Source organism: Phytohabitans sp. LZ39, from assembly GCF_059359075.1.
In genome coordinates this window covers 15,060-35,697 of record NZ_JCADBM010000009.1, presented here as the reverse complement: position 1 = coordinate 35,697, position 20,638 = coordinate 15,060, and the positions used below count along the sequence as shown (strand labels likewise).

18 protein-coding genes are annotated in these 20,638 nt (G+C 74.5%); 6 read left to right on the top strand and 12 right to left on the bottom strand.

Annotation, left to right across the window (positions count from 1 at the left end):
• Positions 1–39 precede the first annotated feature (39 nt).
• From AC5L36_RS18725 to AC5L36_RS18705, 5 genes are read right to left on the bottom strand one after another with little or no spacing between them, the layout of a single operon-like run.
• Positions 40–162 (bottom strand): hypothetical protein, encoded by a 123-nt coding sequence (locus AC5L36_RS18725; protein WP_441217798.1) that lies wholly within the window; start codon positions 160–162, stop codon positions 40–42.
• Entirely contained in the window at positions 119–397 is a 279-nt protein-coding gene (locus AC5L36_RS18720) for a hypothetical protein (RefSeq protein ID WP_441217796.1), read from the bottom strand. Before AC5L36_RS18720 ends, AC5L36_RS18725 begins: the two co-directional genes overlap by 44 nt.
• A 25-nt stretch (positions 398–422) precedes the next feature.
• Complete coding sequence (locus AC5L36_RS18715) at positions 423–1,226, bottom strand: alpha/beta fold hydrolase (protein WP_441217794.1); 804 nt, start codon at positions 1,224–1,226, stop codon at positions 423–425.
• On the bottom strand, positions 1,219–2,073 hold the full coding sequence (gene sigJ / locus AC5L36_RS18710) for an RNA polymerase sigma factor SigJ (RefSeq protein WP_441217792.1): 855 nt from the start codon (positions 2,071–2,073) through the stop codon (positions 1,219–1,221). The genes AC5L36_RS18715 and sigJ overlap by 8 nt, the downstream gene beginning before the upstream one ends.
• A 58-nt stretch (positions 2,074–2,131) precedes the next feature.
• Positions 2,132–2,500: a DoxX family protein gene (locus AC5L36_RS18705; protein WP_441217790.1), complete on the bottom strand. Its 369-nt coding sequence runs from the start codon at positions 2,498–2,500 to the stop codon at positions 2,132–2,134.
• A gap of 80 nt (positions 2,501–2,580) precedes the next feature.
• Here AC5L36_RS18705 and AC5L36_RS18700 point away from each other — a divergent pair, with 80 nt between their 5' ends.
• From AC5L36_RS18700 to AC5L36_RS18685, 4 genes are read left to right on the top strand one after another with little or no spacing between them, the layout of a single operon-like run.
• Positions 2,581–3,447, top strand: coding sequence for an ABC transporter ATP-binding protein (locus tag AC5L36_RS18700; RefSeq protein WP_441217788.1), 867 nt, complete (start codon positions 2,581–2,583; stop codon positions 3,445–3,447).
• On the top strand, positions 3,444–4,121 hold the full coding sequence (locus AC5L36_RS18695) for an ABC transporter ATP-binding protein (RefSeq protein WP_441217786.1): 678 nt from the start codon (positions 3,444–3,446) through the stop codon (positions 4,119–4,121). Before AC5L36_RS18700 ends, AC5L36_RS18695 begins: the two co-directional genes overlap by 4 nt.
• 10 nt (positions 4,122–4,131) lie before the next feature.
• Positions 4,132–7,215, top strand: a complete 3,084-nt coding sequence (locus tag AC5L36_RS18690; RefSeq protein ID WP_441217784.1) for an FtsX-like permease family protein — start codon at positions 4,132–4,134, stop codon at positions 7,213–7,215.
• Complete coding sequence (locus AC5L36_RS18685; protein WP_441217782.1) at positions 7,212–9,932, top strand: FtsX-like permease family protein; 2,721 nt, start codon at positions 7,212–7,214, stop codon at positions 9,930–9,932. Before AC5L36_RS18690 ends, AC5L36_RS18685 begins: the two co-directional genes overlap by 4 nt.
• On the opposite strand, the gene AC5L36_RS18680 is transcribed toward AC5L36_RS18685, so the two are convergent.
• Entirely contained in the window at positions 9,904–11,355 is a 1,452-nt protein-coding gene (locus AC5L36_RS18680) for a hypothetical protein (protein WP_441217780.1), read from the bottom strand. The genes AC5L36_RS18685 and AC5L36_RS18680 overlap by 29 nt on opposite strands.
• Positions 11,356–11,452: 97 nt before the next feature.
• On the opposite strand from AC5L36_RS18680, the gene AC5L36_RS18675 reads away from it, so the two are divergent.
• Together AC5L36_RS18675 and AC5L36_RS18670 are read left to right on the top strand one after the other, a co-directional pair.
• Positions 11,453–12,667, top strand: coding sequence for an MFS transporter (locus AC5L36_RS18675; RefSeq protein ID WP_441217778.1), 1,215 nt, complete (start codon positions 11,453–11,455; stop codon positions 12,665–12,667).
• 212 nt (positions 12,668–12,879) lie between these two features.
• Positions 12,880–14,922, top strand: a complete 2,043-nt coding sequence (locus AC5L36_RS18670; RefSeq protein WP_441217776.1) for a cyclic nucleotide-binding domain-containing protein — start codon at positions 12,880–12,882, stop codon at positions 14,920–14,922.
• Positions 14,923–14,925: 3 nt separating this feature from the next.
• Here AC5L36_RS18670 and AC5L36_RS18665 read toward each other — a convergent pair whose 3' ends face one another.
• The 6 genes from AC5L36_RS18665 to AC5L36_RS18640 form a co-directional block, all read right to left on the bottom strand.
• Positions 14,926–17,406 (bottom strand): FtsX-like permease family protein, encoded by a 2,481-nt coding sequence (locus AC5L36_RS18665; protein ID WP_441217774.1) that lies wholly within the window; start codon positions 17,404–17,406, stop codon positions 14,926–14,928.
• 40 nt (positions 17,407–17,446) lie between these two features.
• Complete coding sequence (locus tag AC5L36_RS18660; protein WP_441217772.1) at positions 17,447–18,157, bottom strand: ABC transporter ATP-binding protein; 711 nt, start codon at positions 18,155–18,157, stop codon at positions 17,447–17,449.
• The gene (locus AC5L36_RS18655) at positions 18,154–18,732 is read right to left on the bottom strand and encodes a PadR family transcriptional regulator (RefSeq protein WP_441217770.1); all 579 of its coding nucleotides are present in this window, start codon (positions 18,730–18,732) and stop codon (positions 18,154–18,156) included. The genes AC5L36_RS18660 and AC5L36_RS18655 overlap by 4 nt, the downstream gene beginning before the upstream one ends.
• A gap of 64 nt (positions 18,733–18,796) precedes the next feature.
• Positions 18,797–19,744, bottom strand: coding sequence for a YncE family protein (locus tag AC5L36_RS18650; protein ID WP_441217768.1), 948 nt, complete (start codon positions 19,742–19,744; stop codon positions 18,797–18,799).
• Complete coding sequence (locus tag AC5L36_RS18645; protein WP_441217766.1) at positions 19,731–19,925, bottom strand: hypothetical protein; 195 nt, start codon at positions 19,923–19,925, stop codon at positions 19,731–19,733. Before AC5L36_RS18645 ends, AC5L36_RS18650 begins: the two co-directional genes overlap by 14 nt.
• Entirely contained in the window at positions 19,885–20,340 is a 456-nt protein-coding gene (locus tag AC5L36_RS18640; RefSeq protein WP_441217764.1) for an SDR family oxidoreductase, read from the bottom strand. Before AC5L36_RS18640 ends, AC5L36_RS18645 begins: the two co-directional genes overlap by 41 nt.
• Positions 20,341–20,638: the final 298 nt, after the last annotated feature.

Genomic DNA, 20,638 nt, shown 5'->3' with positions numbered 1-20,638 from the left:
AAACGGTCCGCAGGTGACGCGGACGTGGAAATCTGCCGGCTAGCGATCGTCGGACTGGGCTTCGAGGAAGGCGCGCAGGATCTCCGCACTCGCTTCGTCGAGGCCGGCGGTGAGGTCGTCACCGCGTTCGCCTTCGGCCGCGCGGCGGATCGCCTCGCGCATGGGAACCGGATCCCACCGCGAACCCGTCGGCGATGGGATAGCGCATCGCGAGCACCGCGACGCCCAGCTCCTCGACCATCCCCCGGGCCAGGCCCACCGGAGCGCCCGGGTCCGCCCCGTCGGCCAGGTCGACCTGGTCGGCGGCGTCGCCCAGGCCCAGGTCGCGCAGCGTGCTGGGCGCGGCCATGGCGCCGGAGCTGCACGCGGAGAGCACAGCCAGCTTCAGCCGCTCCATAGGGGACTGCTCGACGCCGGACAAGTTACCGCGTCGCCTCGAAACCCGCCTGGGTGCCGCGTGTGATCACGCCGGCGACGACCGGCGGGTCATCGGCCATCGGTACGTGGCCGCAGCGCGGCAGCGCGTCGATCCGCACGGTGCCGGGTAGCTGGTCGAGGTGCCGGGACTGGCGCGGCAGCAGGATCATGTCGCGGCTGCCGAACGCGAGCGTCATGGGTGCGGCGATGCCGGTGCCGTCGAGGAACCGCCGCGTGTTGGTGGCGCGCATCGTCGCCTCGAAGCCGGTGCACTTCGCCAGCGCGCGCACCGAGGTGCGGGCGTAGTCGGCGCTCATCGCCCACGGCCGGCCGTGGGTCTGCGCGAGAGTGACCGTCCGCCCGACCGCGGTCGCGACCGCCCACAGCAGCAGGCGGGTGGCCCGGCGCGCCATCCACCGGCTTGCGCCGAGGCTGATCCGGCAGTACAGCGGGGCGCCGCCGCGCCACAGCCCGGCCGGGGAGAGCAGGGTGACGGTGCGCACCTCGCGGATCCGGGCCAGCTCCAGGACCACCCAGCCGCCGAGCGAGTTGCCGGCGATGTGAAACGGCCCCACGCCGAGCCGGTCGAGAAACTCCAGGAGCGCCGCGGCGAGCGCGGCCGGCGTCGGCTCTACGGTGGCCGGCAGCTCCGGGGAGTCGCCGAACCCGGGTAGGTCGACGGCGATGACGTCGAACCGCTCGGCGAGGTGGACGACGACCGGCTGCCAGGTGGCCTTCGAGCCGCCGATGCCGTGTACGAGCACCAGCGGCTCGCCCCGGCCGGTACGGGTGAACGCGAGGTCAGTCATGGCGGACGGCCCCCAGGTGGCGCAGCTTCTCCGGGTTGAGCACGAAGTCGATCTCGGTGATCCGGCCGGCGAAGACGGTGAACGCCATCACCCCGACCACCCGGCCGGCGCGGCTGAACACCGCGCCCGGCATGCCGTTGACCGGCGTCATCCGCCAGTCCGTGCGGTCGCGGGCGGCCAGGCCGAGCAGCAGCCTCGCGACGTCGCGGGCTCCGCTCACCGGGCGGCGCGCCGAGGTGACCTGGCCGCCGCCGTCGGAGCGCAGGACCACCCGCGGGTCGAGCACGCCGGCCAGCGCGTCGAGATCGCCGTCCGCGGCCGCGCGCAGGAACGCGGTGACCGCGGTGCGGTGCTCGTCGCGGTCCGGGGTGAAGCGCGGGGCGCGCTCGTCTACGTGCCGCCGCGCGCGGGCCAGCAGCTGCCGGCACGCCGTCTCCTGCCGGCCAACGATGCCCGCGATCTCGGCGTGCGCGAACCCGAACGCCTCGTGCAGGACGAAGACGATCCGCTCGGCCGGGCTGAGCGACTCCAGCACCACGAGCATGGCGAGGCTGACCGAGTCGTCGAGGGTGAGCCGGTCTTCCGGGCCGAGCGCCGGCGCCGGGGCCACGACAGGCTCCGGCAGCCACGGCCCGACGTACCGCTCCCGGCGGGCCCGGGCCGAGGTGAGCTGGTCCAGGCAGATCCTCGTCACGGTGGTGGTCAGCCAGGACCGCGGATCGTCGACCTCGGCGCCGGTGCGGACGAGGCGCAGGTACGCCTCCTGCACCGCGTCCTCGGCCTCGCTGACCGTACCCATCAGGTGGTAGGCCACCCGCATCAGATGCGGCTGGTGCTCTTCGAACATGTCGTCCACGCAATGGGAGACGACGCACCCCCCGCGCGCGTGACATCGCCCCGGCTTTTCAGCCCAGGAAACGGGCGCAGGCGACGAAGCCGGCCAGGGCGAGATAGGCGAGATTGGCCGCGATCACCCTCGACTCGTGGCGGCGCAGGTGGGTGATCATCGCGCCGACCATCAGCAGCACCACGCCCAGGGCGGCCAGCGGCATCAGGACGGGCGCGACGTCGAGCGCGGCGGGCAGGACCAGGCCGGCGGCGGCGAGTACCTCCACGGTTCCGATCGCTTTGATGGCGCCGGCGCTGAAGTCCTCGGTCCACGCCCCGCCGGGGAGTGTGGCCAGCTTCTCCTTGGGCAGGACCAGCTTGGCGGCGCCGCTGGCCAGGAAGGCGACAGCGAGCAGACCGGCGATGATCCAGGAAGCGGTGTTCATACCCTTCCCGACGAGGCAGCCGGGCAAGGTGTGAGGTCCCGTATTGACGCCGCCGACCCCGGCCGCGAGGATCGCACTCGATGATCGCCTGCGAGAGCCTTGTCCGCATCTACCAGACCGGATCGGTCGAGGTGCAGGCGCTGCAAGGGCTGGACCTGGTCGTCGACCGCGGCGAGATGATCGCCGTCGTCGGGGCGTCCGGTTCGGGCAAGTCGACGTTGCTCTCCATCCTCGCCGGGATCGACGCGCCCACCGCCGGGCGGGCGCGCGTCGACCGGTGGAACCTGCTGGCGATGTCGCGGGCCGATCGCGTGCACTACCGGCGGCACACGGTCGGTTTCGTACGGCAGCAGACGGCGAGCAACCTCGTGCCGTACCTGACCGCGCGCCAGATGGTCGACCTGCCGATGACGGCCGCCCGCGTACCGGCCCGCGACCGCCGCGAGCGCGCCGGCGAGCTGCTGGCGGCGCTCGGCGTCGCGAGCTGCGCCGACCGGCGCCCCGCCCAGCTGTCCGGCGGCGAGCAGATGCGCGTCGCGATCGCGGTGGCGCTCGCCAACCGGCCCCGCGTACTACTGGCGGACGAGCCGACCGGCGAGCTCGACGCGGCCACGTCGGCCGAGGTCTTCGAGGCGCTGCGCACCGTCAACCGCCAGTTCGCCGTCACGGTCGTCGTCGTGACCCACGACCCCGCCGTCAGCGGCCAGGTCGAGCGCACCGTGGCGATCCGGGACGGGCGCACCAGCAGCGAGGTGCTGCGCCGCACCGCCACGCGCGAGGACGGCGGCACGCACGTGATCGCGGAGGAGTACGCGGTGATGGACAGGGCCGGGCGGGTGCAGGTGCCGCGCGACTACCGCGAGGCGCTGGCGCTGACCAGGCGGGTGCGGTTGGCGCTGGAGGCCGACCGCGTCGAGATCCGCCCGGACACCGGCGGCGACGCGTGACGGACGCGCTCGTCGCGGTGCGCGGTGTGCACCGGCGTTTCGGCTCGGGGCCGACGTCCGTGCACGCGTTGCGGGACGTCTCCTTCGACGTCACGGCCGGCACGATGGTCGCCCTCGTCGGGCGCTCCGGCTCCGGCAAGACCACCCTGTTGAACGTCATCGGCGGCCTCGACCGCCCGGACGCGGGAAGCGTCGTGGTCGACGGCACCGAGGTCACCGCGCTCGACGAGGACGGCCTGTCCCGGCTGCGGCGGGCGAAGGTCTCCTACGTGTTCCAGACCTTCGGGCTGATCCCGGTGATGTCGGCGGCGGAGAACGTCGGCGTCCCGTTGCGCCTCGCCCGGGTGCCGACGCAAGAGCGTGAGCGGCGGGTGGCGCTGTTGCTGGAGCTTGTCGGCCTGGCCGACCACGCCGAGCAGCGGCCGGACGAGCTGTCCGGCGGACAGCAGCAGCGGGTGGCGATCGCCCGCGCGCTGGCCGCCTCGCCGCGGCTGCTGATCGCGGACGAGCCCACTGGGCAGTTGGACGCCGAGACGGGCCTGTCGGTGATGGCGCTGCTACGCGGGGTGGTGGAATCCGAGGGCGTCACGGTGCTGGTGTCCACACACGACCCGGTGATGATGGAGCTGGCCGACCGGGTGATGCGGATACACGACGGCCAGGTCGAGCCGTGAGCGGCAGCTCGTGCTGAGGCTGCTGGCCCGCCGCGCCCGCGCGCAATGGCCGCTGCTGGCCGCCCTCCTGGCGGTCGTCACGATCGGCGCCACGCTGCTCGGCACCTGTGCCCTGCTGGTCACCCGCACCGGCGAGCGGGCCCTCGAGGTCGTGGCGGCCCGCGCGGCCCCCGACGAGGTCAAGGCCACCGCTTTCACGGTCACCGTCCGCGCCTCCGACGCGGCCTCCGTTGCCGCCGACACGCGCGCCGTGCTGACCTCGGCGCTCGCGCCGTTTCCTGCGACGACGGCGATGCGCGCGTCGTCGGTGATGCGGTCCCTGCCCTCGGGCGGCGAGATGGCCGAGACGTACCTCTCGGGCCTGGACGACCTTCCGGCCCGCGCACGGCTGGTGGCCGGCCGCTGGCCGCGGCCCGGCATGGCGCCGCTGGAAACTGTCGTCCTCGAGTCCACGGCGCGGACGCTCAGGCTCACCCCCGGCAGCCGCGTCCACCTCGGCGAGGAGCTGGCCGTCGACCCGGCCCCCGCGCTCGACGTCACCGTCGTCGGCGTCGTCCGGCCATTGCCGGGTACCGGCTGGGAGCGGGACCCGCTCGTCGGTGCCGGCTACGACTTCGCCTTCCAGGGCCAGAACCCGCAGCCCGTCCACGCGTACGGGCCGTTTCTCGTCGACCTCGCCGACCTGTGGGCCAGCGGCTCGCTCATCGGCCGGCTGGAGGTCACGGCGCGGCCGGACCTGTCCCACGCCGCTCGCCGCGACCTGGACGCCGTCGCCGCCAACATGTCCGGCGCGGACCGGCGGCTGGACGCCGCCCTCGGCGACCGGGTGCGGATCCAGCGCGTCGAGTCCGCGCTGCCGCTGACCCTGCGAAACGCTCGCGACCAGCAGCGGGTTACCGCCGCCGCGGTGCTCGCGATCGCGGTGCTCGGCTGCGTGCTGACCGCGGCCGCCCTCGCGCTGGCCGGCCGGCTCACCGCCGGCGTGCGTACCGGGGAGACCGCGCTACTGTCCGCGCTGGGCGTCAGCGGCGGCCAGCTCGCCGCCGCCGCGACCGTCGAGGGCATCGCGCTCGCCCTGCTCGCCGTGGCGATCGCGATACCCGCGTCGTCGGCCCTGCACGCCGGTCTGACCCACCTGTCGCCGCTGGCCGGCGCCGGGCTCACCACCGGACCGGGCGTCGACGGCACGCAGGTGCTCGCGGTCGCCGCCGGGGCGGTGGCGCTCGCGGCGGTGCTCGTCGTCCTCGCGATCCGGCGCTCCCCCGGGCCGGGTGAGCGCCGCGGCCGGCGCGAGCTGCTCGCCCGATCCGGTGCCGACCTGCTGCTCGTGGCGTTCGCCGCCGTGGGTTGGTGGCAGCTGAACAGCCAGCCGACCGGCTCCGGCACGCGCGCCGACGCCGTCCGCGTGGTCGCGCCCGCGCTCCTGCTCACCGCCGGTGCCGCGCTGGCGCTGCGGGTGGCGCCGCCCGCCCTGCACGGCCTGGACCGGCTGGCGCGCAGGGCCCGCGGGCTGGCGTTTCCACTGGCCGCGTTCGAGGCCGCGCGCCGTTACCACGCGATGGCCGCCGGCCTGCTGATCGGCCTCGCCTGCGCGGCCGGCACGTTCGGGGTGGCGCTCGACGCGACGTGGGAACGTTCGCAGCACGACCAGGCGGACCTGTCGGTCGGCACCGACCTCGCGCTCACCCTCGCCGCCGCGCCGGGCCCGGGCGACGGTGCGGCCGTCATCGCGGCGACCGGTGGCACGGTCAGCCCGGCGACCGACCGTGGTATCGCCGTCGGGCAGTGGATCGGCAGCGCCGGCGACCCGCCGCGACTTGTCGCCGTCAACGCGGCGCGGGCCGGATCGCTGCTGCGCGGACGGCTGGACGGCGACCGGACCTGGGCGGACGTCGGTGCCGCGCTCGCGCCTCCCACCCGCGTCGAGGGCATCGCCGTCCCGGCCGGCGACGCGCTCACGATCACCGGGACGGGCGGCGCCGGGATCGTCGTTACCCCTCGGCTGCTGATGCAGGACGCCACGGGACTGCGGACCACCTGCGAGGGTGAGCCGATCCTCCTCGACGGCACCACACACCGGCTGGCCGACTGCGCACCGGTCGACGGCCTGCGGCTGGTCGGCGTCGCCTTGCCGGTCTCGCCCGCGGAGGCCAGCGGTGACATCGCGATCACGCTCACCGTGCCGGGGGCGGCGGGCTCACCCTGGACGGCCACCTCCCCACCGCCCTCACCCGCGCGGCTCACCGATCCGGCGATCGTGGTCACCGGCACGCGGCTGAAGATGACGGCGACGGTGCAGCCGGCGGGACCGGAGGGCGCGGCCCGCACGCTCGTCGCGACCGCCTTTGCCGATCCCGGGCCGGTGCCGGTCGCCGTCTCCAGCCGCCTCGCCGGCGACCTCGGTGTCCACAAAGGAACCGAACTCAGCGTCCCGATCGGCACCACGCCGGTGTCGATCAGGGTGGCCGAGGTGGTGCCGACGGTCCCGTCCGCCCCGGGCGCGGCCGCGATCCTGGCCGACGTGGACACGCTTTCCCGCGCGCTGGTGGTCAGCGGCGACCTGGAGTACCCGGTCGACGCCTGGTGGGTCGGAAACCCCGTCGCCGGCGCCGGTGGCGGCGCATCGCGGGCCGGCGAGACCGCGCGGCTCATCGGCAGCCCGCCCCGCGCCGGGCTCCCGGCGGCACTGCGGCTGCTCGTGCCCGCGACGGCTCTGCTGCTGTTCGCCGGCGCGATCCTGCACCTGACGTTCGACCTGCGGGTACGTGCCGTGGAGGTGGCGCGGCTGCGCGGCCTGGGCATGTACCGGCGAGAGATCCGCGCCGTCCTGCTCGGCCAGCACGCCGGCGTGCTGCTGCCCCTGACGCTGGCCGGCGCCGCGGTCGGCGCGCTCGCTACCCGCATCGTCGCACCGCTCATGGTCCGCTCCGACACCGGAGCCGTACCGGTGCCGGCCGTCGTGCCCACCTGGCCGTGGGCCGCGGAGGCCGCCCTGATCGCCGTGCTGCTGGCCGGGTGCGCGCTCGCGGCGACCGCCGTGGTCGTGTCGCAGGCGCGCCGGGCCGACGCCGCGCACCTGCGGGTGGCGTCGTGATCCGGCCGCGGACGCCCGCCATTCACTGGCCCAGCGTCCGGGGCCGGGCCCGCGCCGACACCGGGCCGCTGCTGCTGGCCGCCGCCGTCGTCGTGGTCGTCGCGCTGCTCGCCGGCGCGACGCCACCGCTGCTGCGCGCCGCGGCCGACGACGCGGTACGCGACGCGGTCCGCGCGGCCGGCCGGGACGCCGACGTCCTGGCCCACGCCCGATGGGAGTACGACGACGGGCCCGGCGGGCGGGTCCGCGCACCGCGCCTGGCCGAGGACATGGACAACTTCCGCGACCGGGCGAAGCTGGACCTCGACCCCGCCCTGGCCGCCGTGCTGCGCCCGCCCGTCGCCACGGTCAACGGCCCCACCCTCAAAATCACAGACGGCAGCCTGCCGCGCACGTTCCGGCTCACCTACCTGGTCGACGAGCACGGCCCGTACAGCGACCCGTCGCGGGTCACCTGGGTCGCCGGCGGCCCACCGGAGTCCACCGTGGACGGGGCCGTCACGGTCCCCTACAACGGGCCGCCGTGGCAGGTACAGGTCGGTCTGTCCGAAGTAGACGCAGAAGCGCTCGGCCTGCGGCCCGGCGACCGCATCCCGCTCGTGGACCAGTACCGGCGGGTCAAGGACGTCCGGGTGAGCGGCATCTTCCGGGCGACGGACAGCGCCGACCCCACCTGGCGGCTGGCGCCCTGGCTGCTGCGGCCGGTGGCCGGCGCGGACGGGGTGGGCACCACCCGGCTCGGCGGCCTGCTCTCCCCCGAGTCACTGCCCGACGCCCGGCTCGCGTTCGACCGGGAAGAGCTCGACCGCACCGTCCGGTTCTCCCCCGACCCGGACGCGCTCGACTCGGACTCCGCCCAGGCGATCACCGCGGCGCTGGCCACCCTCAAGGCCACGTCCGGCGCCTCGAACGTCGGCGACACGTCCCTGAAGTGGGAGTCACAGCTCGACTTCGTGCTACGCGAGGTGCGGACCCGGGTCGACGCCGCGTCCGCGCAGGCGTCTGTCCTGCTCACCGGTGTCCTGGCCGGCGCGGTACTGGTGCTGCTGCTCGCCGCGGACCTGCTGATGCGCCGCCGCCTGCCGGCACTGGCCGCCGCCCGGCAACGCGGCGTCGGCCTCGCCGACCTCGGCGCCGAGCTGCTGATCGAGTCCGCCGCCGTCGCGCTGGTGGCAGCCGCGGCCGGGCTCGCGCTGGCCCGCGCCGTCACGCCCGGCATCTCCTGGTGGTGGGCGGTTCCGGTGGCCCTCGCCGCGGCCGCGGCGGGTCCGGGGTTCGGCACGCTCTACGCCGCCCGGTCCACCCGCGACCGGCGCGCTCCGGCCAACCGGGCCGCGCGCCGCTGGATCCGGCAAACCAGGCAGCTGCGCCGCGCCGCGCTGGAGGCCGCGGTCGTGATCGCCGCGGTCGCCGCGCTTGTCGCGCTGCACCAGCGCGGGATCGTTCCGCCGAGTGGCGACGGCGGCGGTGCGGCGCTCCCGTCGAGCGCACCCGCCCTCGCCGCCATCTCCGGCACGCTCGCCCTGCTGTGGCTGCTGCCGGCCGGCACGCGCCTCGCGCTGCGCCGGGCCCTGCGCTCGCGGCGCCCGCTGGCCGTCTTCGGCACCGCCCGCGCCGCCGCGACGTCAACGCGCGCGCTGCCGTTGCTGGTGATGGTCGCCGCCGCCGCGCTGGCCTCCTTCGCGCTCACGCTCGACGCCACCGCCGAACGGGGCCTGGCGGACGGGGCCTGGCGCACCGTCGGCGCCGATGCCCGCCTGGACGTCAACCCCGCCGCGGGAATCGACGTGGCCGCGCTGACCCGAAGCGTCGCCGCCGCGCCGGGCGTCCGGCAGGCCGTCGCGGCACAGGTCATCGACGGCGCCCGGGTCACCACCGACGCGACGCTCGTGACCCCACGCCTGGTGATCGTGGACGCCGCCGCGTTCCAGCGGCTGCTGGCCACCACCCCACTGCCGGACGCCCCGGACCTCGCCCAGCTAGCGCCGCCGGCTCAGGGCGACGTGCCCGCGCTGGTGCGTTCCGGCGACGGCAGCCTGCGAACCGGGATGCGGATGCGGCTGCCCAGGGACGACGCACCGGCCATCACGCTCAAGGCGGTGGGCACGGCACCCGCCGTCGGTGCGGCCGCCGACGTCGTCATCGTGGACGCCGCCGCCCTCACCGCCGCCGGCGCGCCCGCGGTGCCGAACACCGTGTGGGTCACCGGCCCCGGGACGGCTCAGGCGCTGGCCGGGCATGCCGCCGTGCTCCGCGCGGACGTGCTGCGTGAACGCCGCACCGCGCCGCTCACCGCCGGCCTCCTGCGGCTGGCCGAGATCTCGGCCGCGGCACTGGTGGCTTTGGGCCTGCTCGGGCTCGCGCTGGGCGCGGCCGCGGGCGCACCCGACCGGTGGCAGACCCTCAGCCGGCTGCGGACGCTCGGCCTGCGGGTACGCGAGGCCCGCTGGGTCGCCGCCGGAGAGCTGCTGCCACCGGTGGCGGTCGCGGCGGTCGGCGGGCCGCTGATCGGGATCCTGCTCGCCCACCTGACGTTCGGGCCGCTGGCGCTGCGGCTGGTCACCGGCACGGGCGACGACCCGGGGGTGGCGGTGCCGTGGTGGGGCGTCAGCCTGGTCGCTGTCGCGTTTCTTGCCGCGGTCGCCGTCGTGGTGCCGGTCGAGTCCGCCGTACGCCGCCGCCGGCGGCTCAGCGAGGTGCTCCGCGCCGGCGGATGAGGTGGAAGAAATGGTCGGCGCGGACCACGCGGTACCGATCGTCCAGTTCGGACGCCAGCGTGGCGGCGTCGGACGGGGTCATCGACCAGGCGAGCACGCCGATCGACACGAAGCGCGGGCCTGGTCCGGCCGCGCGGGCGAGCACCCGGCGGCACTCCTCCACAGTGGACACGAGACGGCCGGTCGCGACGGGGAGACCCGACACCGTCTTCACGCGGTGGCGGAAGGTCCAGTGCTGGAGGATGCCGAGCGGCGCCACATCCCGCGCGTAGGCGGCCAACCGGCGCCGTGACATGTCGCGGTCGATGCGGCGCGCGCGGTTGAGCACGTTGACCACCGGTGGGCCGGGGTCGAGCGAGTACTCGGCGGTCTGCCGGGTGAAGGCGGGCAGGTGGCGGGCCGGCCACACGCCTGGATACGCGTACCCGGCGCCGGACGGCCCCGCCACCAGCAGGTCGTTCGGGGTGGCGGTGCGCTGGTAGTAGGCCAGGATCGCGGGGGCGGCGTCGCGGAGCAGCGGGCTGACCGTCCAGTTGAGCGGCACCCGCCCGCGCTCGGGCGTGTCCCAGAGCCGGCGCATCGCGTGCTGGCAGTACTGGAGATTGTCGCCGTCGGTCATCGTGAACGTGACGTACACGCGGTCTTCCAGCGGTGGCACCTCGGGTGACGGCGGCGCCGCCAGCGCAGACCGCACGCCGCCGAAGACGGTGAGGTTGTGCGCGAAGTCGGCGGGCACCACGTATACGGCGTGCCGGGAGGCGAGCTCGGTGCCGCGGCTCTCGCCGGACACGCCGCTCGGCCACCAGCCCACGTAGGGCGAGTTCGGCGGCATGTCGGCCAGAAGTCCTTTGAGGAGCGTGCGGTCGCGCGCGTGGGTCCAGATCACGAACGCCCGGTTGGCGACGGCGTAGTCCCGCAGGAAGCCGGGAACGTCCGGGCTCAGTCCCACGAGCATCCGGTGCGTGGTGCGCGGCCACAGCCGGTCGACCGCCCACCGGTACGCCTGCCGGTCTTCGTCGAACCGCCCGCGGAGGTCGGCCAGGATGGGCAGGCCGAGCCGGTCGGCCGCGTCGGGGCCGGCCACGACGGCGTCCTCCAGGCCGGCCAGGGTGGTGGCCACGTTGACCGTCGCGGGCACCGCGGGGTCGGCGAGGACCGCGCCGCGGATCTGCCGCCGGTGCCGCGCCACGAGGTCGTCCACGCCCGCGACCGGGGTGGCCGGGAGGGCGAGGGTGTCGAGCCAGGTGTGGCTGCCCTCGTCGGCCTCGCGCACCAGCCAGATCTGGGGAAGGTCGCGGTTGACCACGCCCTGTGCCGTCGTGGCGAGCAGCACGTCCGCCGCCGGCGCATCCCTGAGGTCGAGCACGTCCAGGGCAGCGGGGCTGGCGAACCTCGGCAGCGCCTGCCCGTCCGGCCAGAACACAGGACCAGGTTACGGGCCGCCGGGTGATCCAAATCAACTGGCAAGAAGCCTTCCAGTAAGGAATGCTCGGCCGGGCACCCGATACGGAGGGACGGGCATGTCGACCCTGTGGACGCGCGACTTCGGCTTGTACTTCGTGGCCCGCTCGGTCGCGCTGCTCGGTGACGCCACGCTGCCGGTCGCGGTGGCCCTGGCGGTACGCGGCGCCGGCTACGGAGACTCCGGCGTGGGCCTGGTGCTCGCCGCCTGGATGGCGCCGTTCGCCGCGCTGCTGCTCTTCGGCGGCGTGTTCGCCGACCGGTTCACCGCGCGCCGCATGATGATCGGCGCGGACCTGGTCCGGGTCGGCACCCAGTCGGTGGTCGCGGTCGCGCTGCTGACCGGGCGGCCCTCGCTCTGGCTGCTGCTCGTGATGTCCGCCCTGGCCGGCTCCGCGGCCGCGATGTTCCAGCCCGGCGTGGCCAGCCTGGTGCCGCGCGTCGCCACCGACGTCCAGCGGGCGAACGCCACCCTCCGCGTCGCCGACGCCGGCGCCCAGCTCGTCGGGCCGGCCCTGGCGGCGACGCTGACCGCCGCGTTCGGCGCCGGGATGGCGTACGCGCTCAACGCCGGCACGTTCGCGGTCAGCGCCGCCTGCCTGCTCGCGCTCCGCCTCGACCCGGTGCCGCTGGTCGCCCGGGGCGCCTCGATGATCCGCGACCTGCGCGAGGGCTGGCACGAGTTCCGGTCCCGTACCTGGATGTGGTCGGTGATCCTGATCTGGGCCGTGTACGGCGTGCTGCTCTTCGGCCCGATCTACCCGCTCGGCTCCGGCCTCGTCACCGAGCGGCTGGACCAGCAGGCGTACGGCTTCACGATGTCCGCGATGGGCGCCGGCACGATCGTCGGCGGCCTCGTCGCGATGCGGTACCGGCCCGCGCGCCCGCTGGCCGCCGGTGCCGTGGCGCTGTTCGGGTTCGCGATGATCCCGCTCAGCTACGCCGCCCACGCGCCGCTGTCGCTCCTGCTCGGCGGGCACGCGGTGGGCGGCGCCGCGTGGGCCTTCTGGTCGGTGATGTGGGCGACAAGCATCCAGACCCAGGTGCCACCGGCGGCGCTCAACCGGGTGAGCGCCTACGAGGTGGCCGGCTCGGTCGGCACCGTCCCGATCGGACAGGCGCTCGCCGGCCCGGCCGCCGCCCTGCTCGGCGCGGAGACCGTGCTCGGGGTGGGCGCGGCGGTCGGCCTCGCCGGCTGCCTCGTGCTGCTCGCCGTGCCCGGCATCCGCGGCCTCCGCCGCGCCCCGGAGACCGCTCGATGCGTGCCGGTGTAAAAGCCCCTTCCACCTGGCACCGGGGTTTTACATTGGGGAACGTTGAGTGGCGCCCACCCTCCGGGCGTGACTTGACGGCGCCATACGTCGACGGGGCGGCTCGCATTTCTTGATCTATGAGCCGGACGCCAGGTGCCCGTGTCCCAAAGGCATTCGGTTCTGAGAGCAGCCTGGTTTTGGGCTGCCTCCCACCCGTGGAGAAGGGAGCAGTTGTGCCCGATGCGCCCACGCAGGACCTGCGCGACGTTCTCGTGGTCTCCTGCGACATCGTCGGCCACTCCTCCGAGCAGGAGCACGAGGTGCAGCTCAGCCGGGTTACCGGCATAAACTCGGTGGTCGCCGAAACGATCGAAAAGCCGGTACCGGCGATTTGGGCATCGGGTGGCGACGGTGGCCATGTGATCTTTCCCGATGGTGATGACGCGAGTGCGGCGCAGGCCGCGCTCGACCTGATCCATCGATTTCTGGAATGGTCGGCGAAAGACGACGTCGGCCTACGGGTAACCGCTCACGCCGGCCAGGTCAGCCAGGTGCGCGGCGCCGACGGCCGGGTGCAGGTGGTCGGCAACGGCATCAACGTGGCCGGCTGGCTGCTCACCCGCGGCGGTCCCGACGGGGTGATCGTGTCGGACGCGTTCCGCTGCCGGCTCGAGCAGCACGGGCCATGGCCCGGTGTGGAGTTTCACGAGCCCCGGTCGCTGCGCGACAAGAGCGCGACCGACCAGCAGCTCTGGCGGATGTCGCTGGGCGACTTCGACTCCAAGTGGTACGGCCCGGCGCGGGACGACCGGGCCCGCTTGGCGGAGAGCCGCGGCTGGGAGCTGATGTACTACGCCAAGCGGATCCTCCAGGTGAACAAGACGGACGGGAAGGCGCTGGACGCGCTCACCCGGCTCAAGCGGCTCGATCTCGTCTACACCAATCCCGGCGGCGAGCAGGAGGCCAATCCGTTCTTCGAGTACCTCCAGCCGACGATGCTCCGCGAGGTGGCCAAGTCGGCCCAGCTCGTCGAGCGGCAGTACAACGAGGTGATCTGCAAGCTCGGCGACGAGGGCGACACGATGTTCGTCATCCTGCGCGGGCGGGTCGGCGTCTACAAGACACCCGGCCGCGACGACAACCGCCCCACCGAGCCGTACTTCTCCCACCAGGAGGGCGACGTCGTCGGTGAGCTGGCGTTCGCGCTCGGCCGGCGGCGCACCGCCGATCTCGTGGCGATGACACCCGTGGTGCTGCTCTCCTTCCACCTCAGCGACATCGAGGGCCACCTCGAGGCGCGGGCGAAGCAGGGCGACCGGGACGCCATCCACGCGCTCGCGATGATCAAGAGTTTCATCAGCCGCCGGGTTCTGGAGTACATCAGCCAGGAGGTCGACTTCCTGGTCGGCGCCGACGGCTCCGGCCCCCTCGCGGTGCCGCGCGACTCCACGGCCGACCCGCTGGCCGGGCTGAGCGGCCACACCGAGCTGATCACCGTACCCGACGAGCTGCGCCGCCAGATCACCTTCGAGGGCATCGCCGAGGCGGCCGACCTGGACCGCGGGCGGCACGGCATCTACCTGCTCGCCGCCGGCGAGCTCAACAGCCTGGTCGGCCCCGGCAGCACGCTCTCCCATGAAGACTTTCCGATCCTCTGGGCGGACGTGCCGGGCTTCCTCGTCCTGCCCAAGCAGCGCTTCGAGCCGCGCAGCAACAAGGTCAAGGTGTTCCGGATCGAGTCCAACGGCATCATGGGCCTGGAGTGGACCCGGCGCGAGGCGTTCCGCAAAGCCGTGCTCAAGTCCGTGCCCTGGTCCTGCTTCGTCTACGACGCCTTCATCTCCTACACCCACCACGACGCCGACGAGGCCCAGCACTGGGCCCGCGAGCTGCGGGCCCGCGGCCTGCGGGTGTACATGAACGAGCCGGCCGAAGGCGCCGGCTTCCTCCAAGAGGTCGACGACGGTCTCAAGCACTCCCTCGCGCTCGTCCCGATGATCTCCTCGAACGTCCAGATCCGCGACCTGACCGACAACTGGGTCGTCAAAGAGGTCAACGCCCGCAAGTCGTACTTCCCCAAGTCACCGCACATCTTCCCGGTCGTCTTCGGCGAGGCGCGCCCGGAGCTCATCGCACCCGGCGTCACGCCCATCAAAGTGATCGGCGACCGCGCGGAGGCCATCGAAAAGCTCGTCCAGAAGCTGGAGCAGCTCCGCGACGGCCGGCTCGAAGCACCGCACACCGACAGCGAGATCATCGACGTCACGTTCGACTGAGCATCACCCCAAGCGGCGCACGAGCACGAGCCGCGGGCGGGTGAGCAGCGCGGTGGCCAGCACCGCCACGATCGGCGCGACGAGCACGGTGATCGCGAGCGGCAGCCACGGCACGCGCCACTCCAGGTTGGAGCGGAAGGCGACCATGCCCGCCGCGGGCGCGATCCCGCCGACCACACCGAGGATCGCGCCGATGCCCACGATGAGTCCGGCCTGCGCGGCGGCGATCCGGCGGCGCAGCCGGGGGCCCGCGCCCACAGCGGCCAATGTGGACAGATCAGTGCGCATCTCGGCGGTGGCCAGGCCGACCGCGACCGCGCTGGCGGCCAGCGTGACGACGGCGCTGACCGCGGCGAGCACGAGGAACATCGCGCCGTAGTCGCGCCCGTAACGCTTCCGCCCGCCGGCTTCGGCCTGCGCCGGATCGGTGACCGCCGGCGTCGCCTCGACCTGCGCGGCGAGGATCACCGAGTTTCCGGCGGCGAGCTCGGCCGCCGTCGGCGGGCGGGTGGTGTCGACGAGCGCACCCGCGGGCCGGGTGGCGAGGCCGAGCCGCTTGGCGGTCGACTCGGCGACCACGGCGGCGGGCAGCTCGCTGAAGGCGTCCGATACCGGCACGACCACGGCCGGCACCCGGTGGCCCGCTTCGCCGACGACCAGCTGACCATCGATCGGGACCCACGGGTAGAACACCACCGCGCGGCCGTCGCGCAGGGCGGCCAGGGCGGCCGGGGGTGCGTCCGCCCCCGTCACCGCGCGGATCACCTCCGCCCCACCGATGGCCACCTGCCCCGACACGTACGCGGGGAGGCCCGAGTCGCCGTAGAGCGGACCCTCGGACTCCTGCCACGCCTGCCCTTCCGCGAGGGTGAGCGGCACGATCTCGCGCACGGGCAGCGCCTCGGCCAGCTCCCGCCGCCGGTCGGGCGTCAGGTGGCCCGCCGCGACCTCGGGCACCACCACCAGGCCGGCTCGCGCCTCGGGCTGGAGCACAAGGCTTTCCACGTCGTCTGCGGCGTTGTAGAGCATCAGGGCCATGCTCCCGGCGACGGCCGTGCAGACCGCCGCGGCCGAGGCGGCGGTACGCAGGCGGTGGCGGGCGGCGTGCCGTACCGCGAGGCGCAACGCCAGCGGGAGGCGGCGGCCGAGCCGGCCGGCGACGGCGACCACGACGGGCGTGGCCGCCGCGACACCGAGCAGGATCGCCATCGCGCCGGCCGTCACGGTGATCACGCTGCCGGTCGGTCCGGCGGCGACCACCGCGGCGGCCGCACCGCCCGCGGCCATGAGCAGCCCGCCCACCAGCCAGCGCAGGTTGCTGGCCTTGGTAGCCGGCTCGCGCCCGGACAGCGCGGCGCGCAGGCTCTGCCGGGCGGCACCGCGCGCCGGCCCGAGCGCGGCGAGCAGGCCCACCGCGACCGCGAAGAGCGCGATGGCGGCGAGCCAGCCCAGCGGTGCCGCGCCCTCGCGGAGCGGGTGGTTGGCGACGCGCTCGACGGTGTCCTTGTTGAGCTGGTACGTGAGCACGCCCAGCAGCACGCCGCAGCCGCCGGCGAGCGCGCCGAGCACGACGCCGTTGGCGAGCACCATCCGCGCGATCTGCGGCCGGCTGGCACCGACCGCGGCCACCATCGCCAGCTCGCGCCGCTGCCGCCGGGCCCCGATCGCGAACGCGGCGCCGGCCAGCAACGCCACCTGGAGGGCGGCGAAACCGACCACGAGCGTGAAGGCCGCCACCCGGACCGCCATCTCCGCGGCGCTCGGGCCCACGTCGCCGCGGTACGTGGTGCTGATCGAGGAGCCGCACACCTGCGCCCCGTCCGGCGTCGTCTCGCACTTCTTGGCGCCCTCGTACGGCGTCCAGCCCGTGCCGCCCGGCGGCAGCTTCACCAGGGCCTTTCGGCCCGCGGCGGAGAGCGGCTGGTCGGCGTCGGTGACGACGAGCGGGATGCTCAGCTCGCGGGCGGCGTCGATGATGCCCACAATGGACCGTTCGCGCGGCGGGGCGCCGACGGCGAGCTTGTCGCCGACCCCGACGCCGGTGGCCTTCGCGAGCGCGGCGGAGACCGCGGCCTCGCCCGGTCCGTGCGGCGCGCGGCCGGCCCGGACGAAGAACATGCCGGCGGTCAGCTCGTCGTCCACATTGGCCGCGACGTAGTCGCGCAGGCTGTAGAACCCCGCCGCGCGCACGACGGTGCGGCTCTCCGTGACCCAGGCGGTGCGGCTGCCCGGCGGGAGTGTCGCGAGCGCGCCCTCCGTGCCGTCGCCGTCGATCAACCAGTCGGCCGTGCCGAGGCGCCAGCTGGCCTCGGCGTCCGCGGAGGTGTACGTGCTCGTGTACGACAGCAACAGCACCGTGCCCGCGAACACCGGCAGCGCCAGCATCAGCACGATCAGCAGCGTGCGCGCCTTGCTCCGGGCCGCGGCCCGCCGCGCCACCCGGATCGCCACCCGCCAGGATCCCAGTCCCTCGCCAACGCTCATAGCCGTCCTCGCTTCGCGGCGTGCCCGATGATCCGCTCGCTCATGAGGTCAGCAGCTCCTCGGCCCGGTCACGCCCGCCGGTGCTGTCGACCATCCGGCCGTCGCGCAGGAACACGATCCGGTCGGCCCAGCTCGCGAACCGTGCCTCGTGGGTGACCAGCACGCCGGCGGCGCCGCGGTCGACCCGCGCCCGGATCAGGTCGAGCACCGCCTGCCCGGTGGCGGAGTCGAGCGCGCCGGTCGGCTCGTCGGCGAGCAGCAGCCGCCGCCGGCCGATCAGTGCCCTGGCCACGGCGACCCGCTGCTGCTGGCCACCGGAGAGCTGGTCCGGAAACCGGTCCGCCTCGGGCGCCAGCCCGACCTCGTCGAGCGCGGCGAGCGCCTCGGTCCGGGCCTTGCGCGCGGAGGCGCCGGCCAGCTCCCGCGGCAGCGCCACGTTTTCCGCCGCGGTGAGACCGGAGACGAGGTTGAAGTCCTGGAAGACGTAGCCGATCCGGTCGCGGCGCAGGCGGGCGAGCGCCGCCGCGCCGAGCCCGTCGAGGGCGGTGCCCTCCACGCGTACCCGCCCGGCGGTCGGGGTGTCCAGCCCGCCGGCGAGCGCCAGCAGCGTCGACTTGCCCGACCCCGAGGGGCCCATCACCGCGACGAGCTCGCCCGCCGCCACCTCCAGGTCGAGGCTGTCGAGCGCCCGCACGGTCGTGGCGCCGGACCGGTAGTCCCGGCACACCCTCTCGAGGCTCAGCACGGTCATCGTGCGTTCCTTTCCGTCGTACGAGCCGCGCGGCGCGGCCGTTTGGGCGCCGGCAGGCGGCCGCCCCGCCGCAGCACGGTCGACTCGACGTGGTCGAGCCAGCGCACCTCGCCCTCCAGCGCGAAGACGAGGCTGTCCAGCAGCAGCACGCCGGCCACGTCGTCGACCTCGTCGGCCGCGCGGCGCAGCGTGTTGTAGTCGCGCATCAGGCGCAGCGACTCGGTGCGCTGGCGCTGCACGACCGCGGTCACGTCCACGCCGGGCGTGGTCGCCGCCATCAGCAGCTTGATGGCCAGCTCGTTGCGCGGGCGGTCGGAGTCGGCCACCGGCGTGCTGAACCACCGGTCCAGCGCGGCCCGCCCCGCGTCGGTGATCGCGTAGACCGCGCGGCCCTCGTCGTTGGTGCCCTCGGCGGCGACGAGGCCGTCGCGCTCCAGGCGCTCCAGCGTCGTGTACACCTGCCCGACGTTGACCGGCCAGGTGCCGCCGGTGCGCGCCTCGAACTCGGTGCGCAGCTGGTAGCCGTACTTGGGGCCGTCGGCGAACAGCGCCAGCAGGCCGAACTTCACGCTCATCGCCACGCACCTTACCGAGTAAGTAGTTACTGGGTAAGTAGTATGTGGATCGGATCGCCGCTCGTCAACCCAGCACGGTTAGGTCCGGGCCCACGCAGACGATGTAGAACCTGTCCGTGCGCGGGTCGGCGACGATCCGGGACGGGCCTTCGAAGAGGCCCAGGCCCAGCTCGTACTCGTCGACGATCCGCTCACCGGCCAGGTCGACCACCTGGACGGTGCCCGGCACGGCCAGGCCCACGACAAGGCGCGCGCCGTCGCGACTGACCGCGACCGCGCTCGGTTCGGGCTCGAGCGGCGGGTCGGTGGAGAGGATGGGCGGCTGCGGATAGCGGGTGGTGATCGGGATCGTGCCGATCGGCTCAAGCGGGTCGGTGCGGAGCACCTGGATGGCCGCCGGCCGCGAGGTGGCGACGTAGAGCCGGTCGCCGGACGGGCTCACGCACAGCGCCTCCGGGGTGCCACCGACCGGCACGGCGCCCCGGCCGGTGAGGCACTCGATGTCCACAGTGGTGACCGACCCGTCGCCCTGGTTGGCCACGTAGAGCCAGTCACCGCCCAACGCCAGCGCGGACGGCCACCTTCCACTGTGGATGGTCGCGACGACGGTGCGGGCCCACATCGCGATGACCGAGACGGTGCCGTCACCGCCGTTCGCGACGTAGACCCGGTCGCCGCCGGGGTCGGCCAGCACGGCGCGGGGCCGCACGCCGACCCGGATCCGGGCCACCCGCCGCCGCCTGGCGAGGTCGATGACGGACACCCGGCCGCTCGACTCGGCTGCGACGTAGAGGTGCGTGCCCTCCGGGTGCAGCGCCACCACACCGACGGAGTGCCGGCGCAGGCGCCTCTCCCGGCCGGTCTCCGTGTCGACGAGCGAGATGGAGCCGCGGTGCGGGAGCCACCACAGGCGGGGTGGGTGGAAGTTGACCAGGTAGAGCCGCTCGCCGGTGCGGCTCACCGCGAGGTCGACCGGCCAGTGACGCGTCGCGATGATGTCACGCCCGTACACCCTGCCCATGATTGCGCCACTCGGCCAGGAACTCCTCCCACGTACGGCCCGCGGTCGCACCCGTGGTGAGCAGGTTGGCGCCGGCGCGCATCGCCGCGGCCGCCCGGCCCGGCATGCGCATCGGCAGCAGCGGGCGGCGCTTACCGGCGGCGCGCAGGTAGTCGCGGATCAGCTCGTCCATGCCGTACACCCGCGGGCCACCGAGGTCCGGCACGAGACCGGCCGGCGCGCCGAGCGCGAGCTCGACCATCCGGGCCGCGACCCGCGGCGGAGTCGACGGGCTGCACCCGCATGCCCGACGGGACGGGCAGCACCGGCAGCTTCGCCATCTGGGCCGCGGTGCGCAGCATCAGGTCGTGAAACTGGGTGGCCCGCAGCGTGGTCCACGGGATGCCCGACTCGGCGACCACGCGCTCGCCGCCGAGCTTGGCCGCGTAGTAGCCGAACATCGTGCGGTCGGCCCGGCTCGTCACCGGCACGCGGTCGGCGCCGACGACGGAGATGTACACGAGATGGCGGACGCCGGCGCCCGACGCGGCCCGCACAAGCTCGCGGGCCTTGAGGTCGTCGCTGGTCGAGCGCACACCGGAGGCCACCCGCCAACTCGCCAGCCGCGCCCGCCGCCGGGTGCGCTAGCAGGTCGCCGCGCGTCGTGCCGTTACTTCCAGACCCGATTTGCCCACCTCCGCGCCAGCTGCGGACCGCATGCTCCCGCGGGCACCGCTCCCGGCCGGCGGCTCGCGGACCGAGCCGAAACCCCCGGCCGTCCACTGCCGGGCCCGCGGGACAAGCCCAAAAGGATTCTCCGCGGACAGCCAACGCCCTAACGCAGCGTCCTCCGCATGCCCGGTGTCCACCGCGCTTCGATGATCGTTAGCCCGCAAACCGCATTCT

Coding starts and splice junctions, on each gene's coding strand:
- AC5L36_RS18725 (WP_441217798.1), bottom strand. CDS start 162: ATGCGCGAGGCGATCCGCCGCGCGGCCGAAGGCGAACGCGGTGACGAC.
- AC5L36_RS18720 (WP_441217796.1), bottom strand. CDS start 397: ATGGAGCGGCTGAAGCTGGCTGTGCTCTCCGCGTGCAGCTCCGGCGCC.
- AC5L36_RS18715 (WP_441217794.1), bottom strand. CDS start 1,226: ATGACTGACCTCGCGTTCACCCGTACCGGCCGGGGCGAGCCGCTGGTG.
- sigJ (WP_441217792.1), bottom strand. CDS start 2,073: ATGTTCGAAGAGCACCAGCCGCATCTGATGCGGGTGGCCTACCACCTG.
- AC5L36_RS18705 (WP_441217790.1), bottom strand. CDS start 2,500: ATGAACACCGCTTCCTGGATCATCGCCGGTCTGCTCGCTGTCGCCTTC.
- AC5L36_RS18700 (WP_441217788.1), top strand. CDS start 2,581: ATGATCGCCTGCGAGAGCCTTGTCCGCATCTACCAGACCGGATCGGTC.
- AC5L36_RS18675 (WP_441217778.1), top strand. CDS start 11,453: ATGTCGACCCTGTGGACGCGCGACTTCGGCTTGTACTTCGTGGCCCGC.
- AC5L36_RS18665 (WP_441217774.1), bottom strand. CDS start 17,406: ATGAGCGTTGGCGAGGGACTGGGATCCTGGCGGGTGGCGATCCGGGTG.
- AC5L36_RS18660 (WP_441217772.1), bottom strand. CDS start 18,157: ATGACCGTGCTGAGCCTCGAGAGGGTGTGCCGGGACTACCGGTCCGGC.
- AC5L36_RS18655 (WP_441217770.1), bottom strand. CDS start 18,732: ATGAGCGTGAAGTTCGGCCTGCTGGCGCTGTTCGCCGACGGCCCCAAG.
- AC5L36_RS18645 (WP_441217766.1), bottom strand. CDS start 19,925: ATGGACGAGCTGATCCGCGACTACCTGCGCGCCGCCGGTAAGCGCCGC.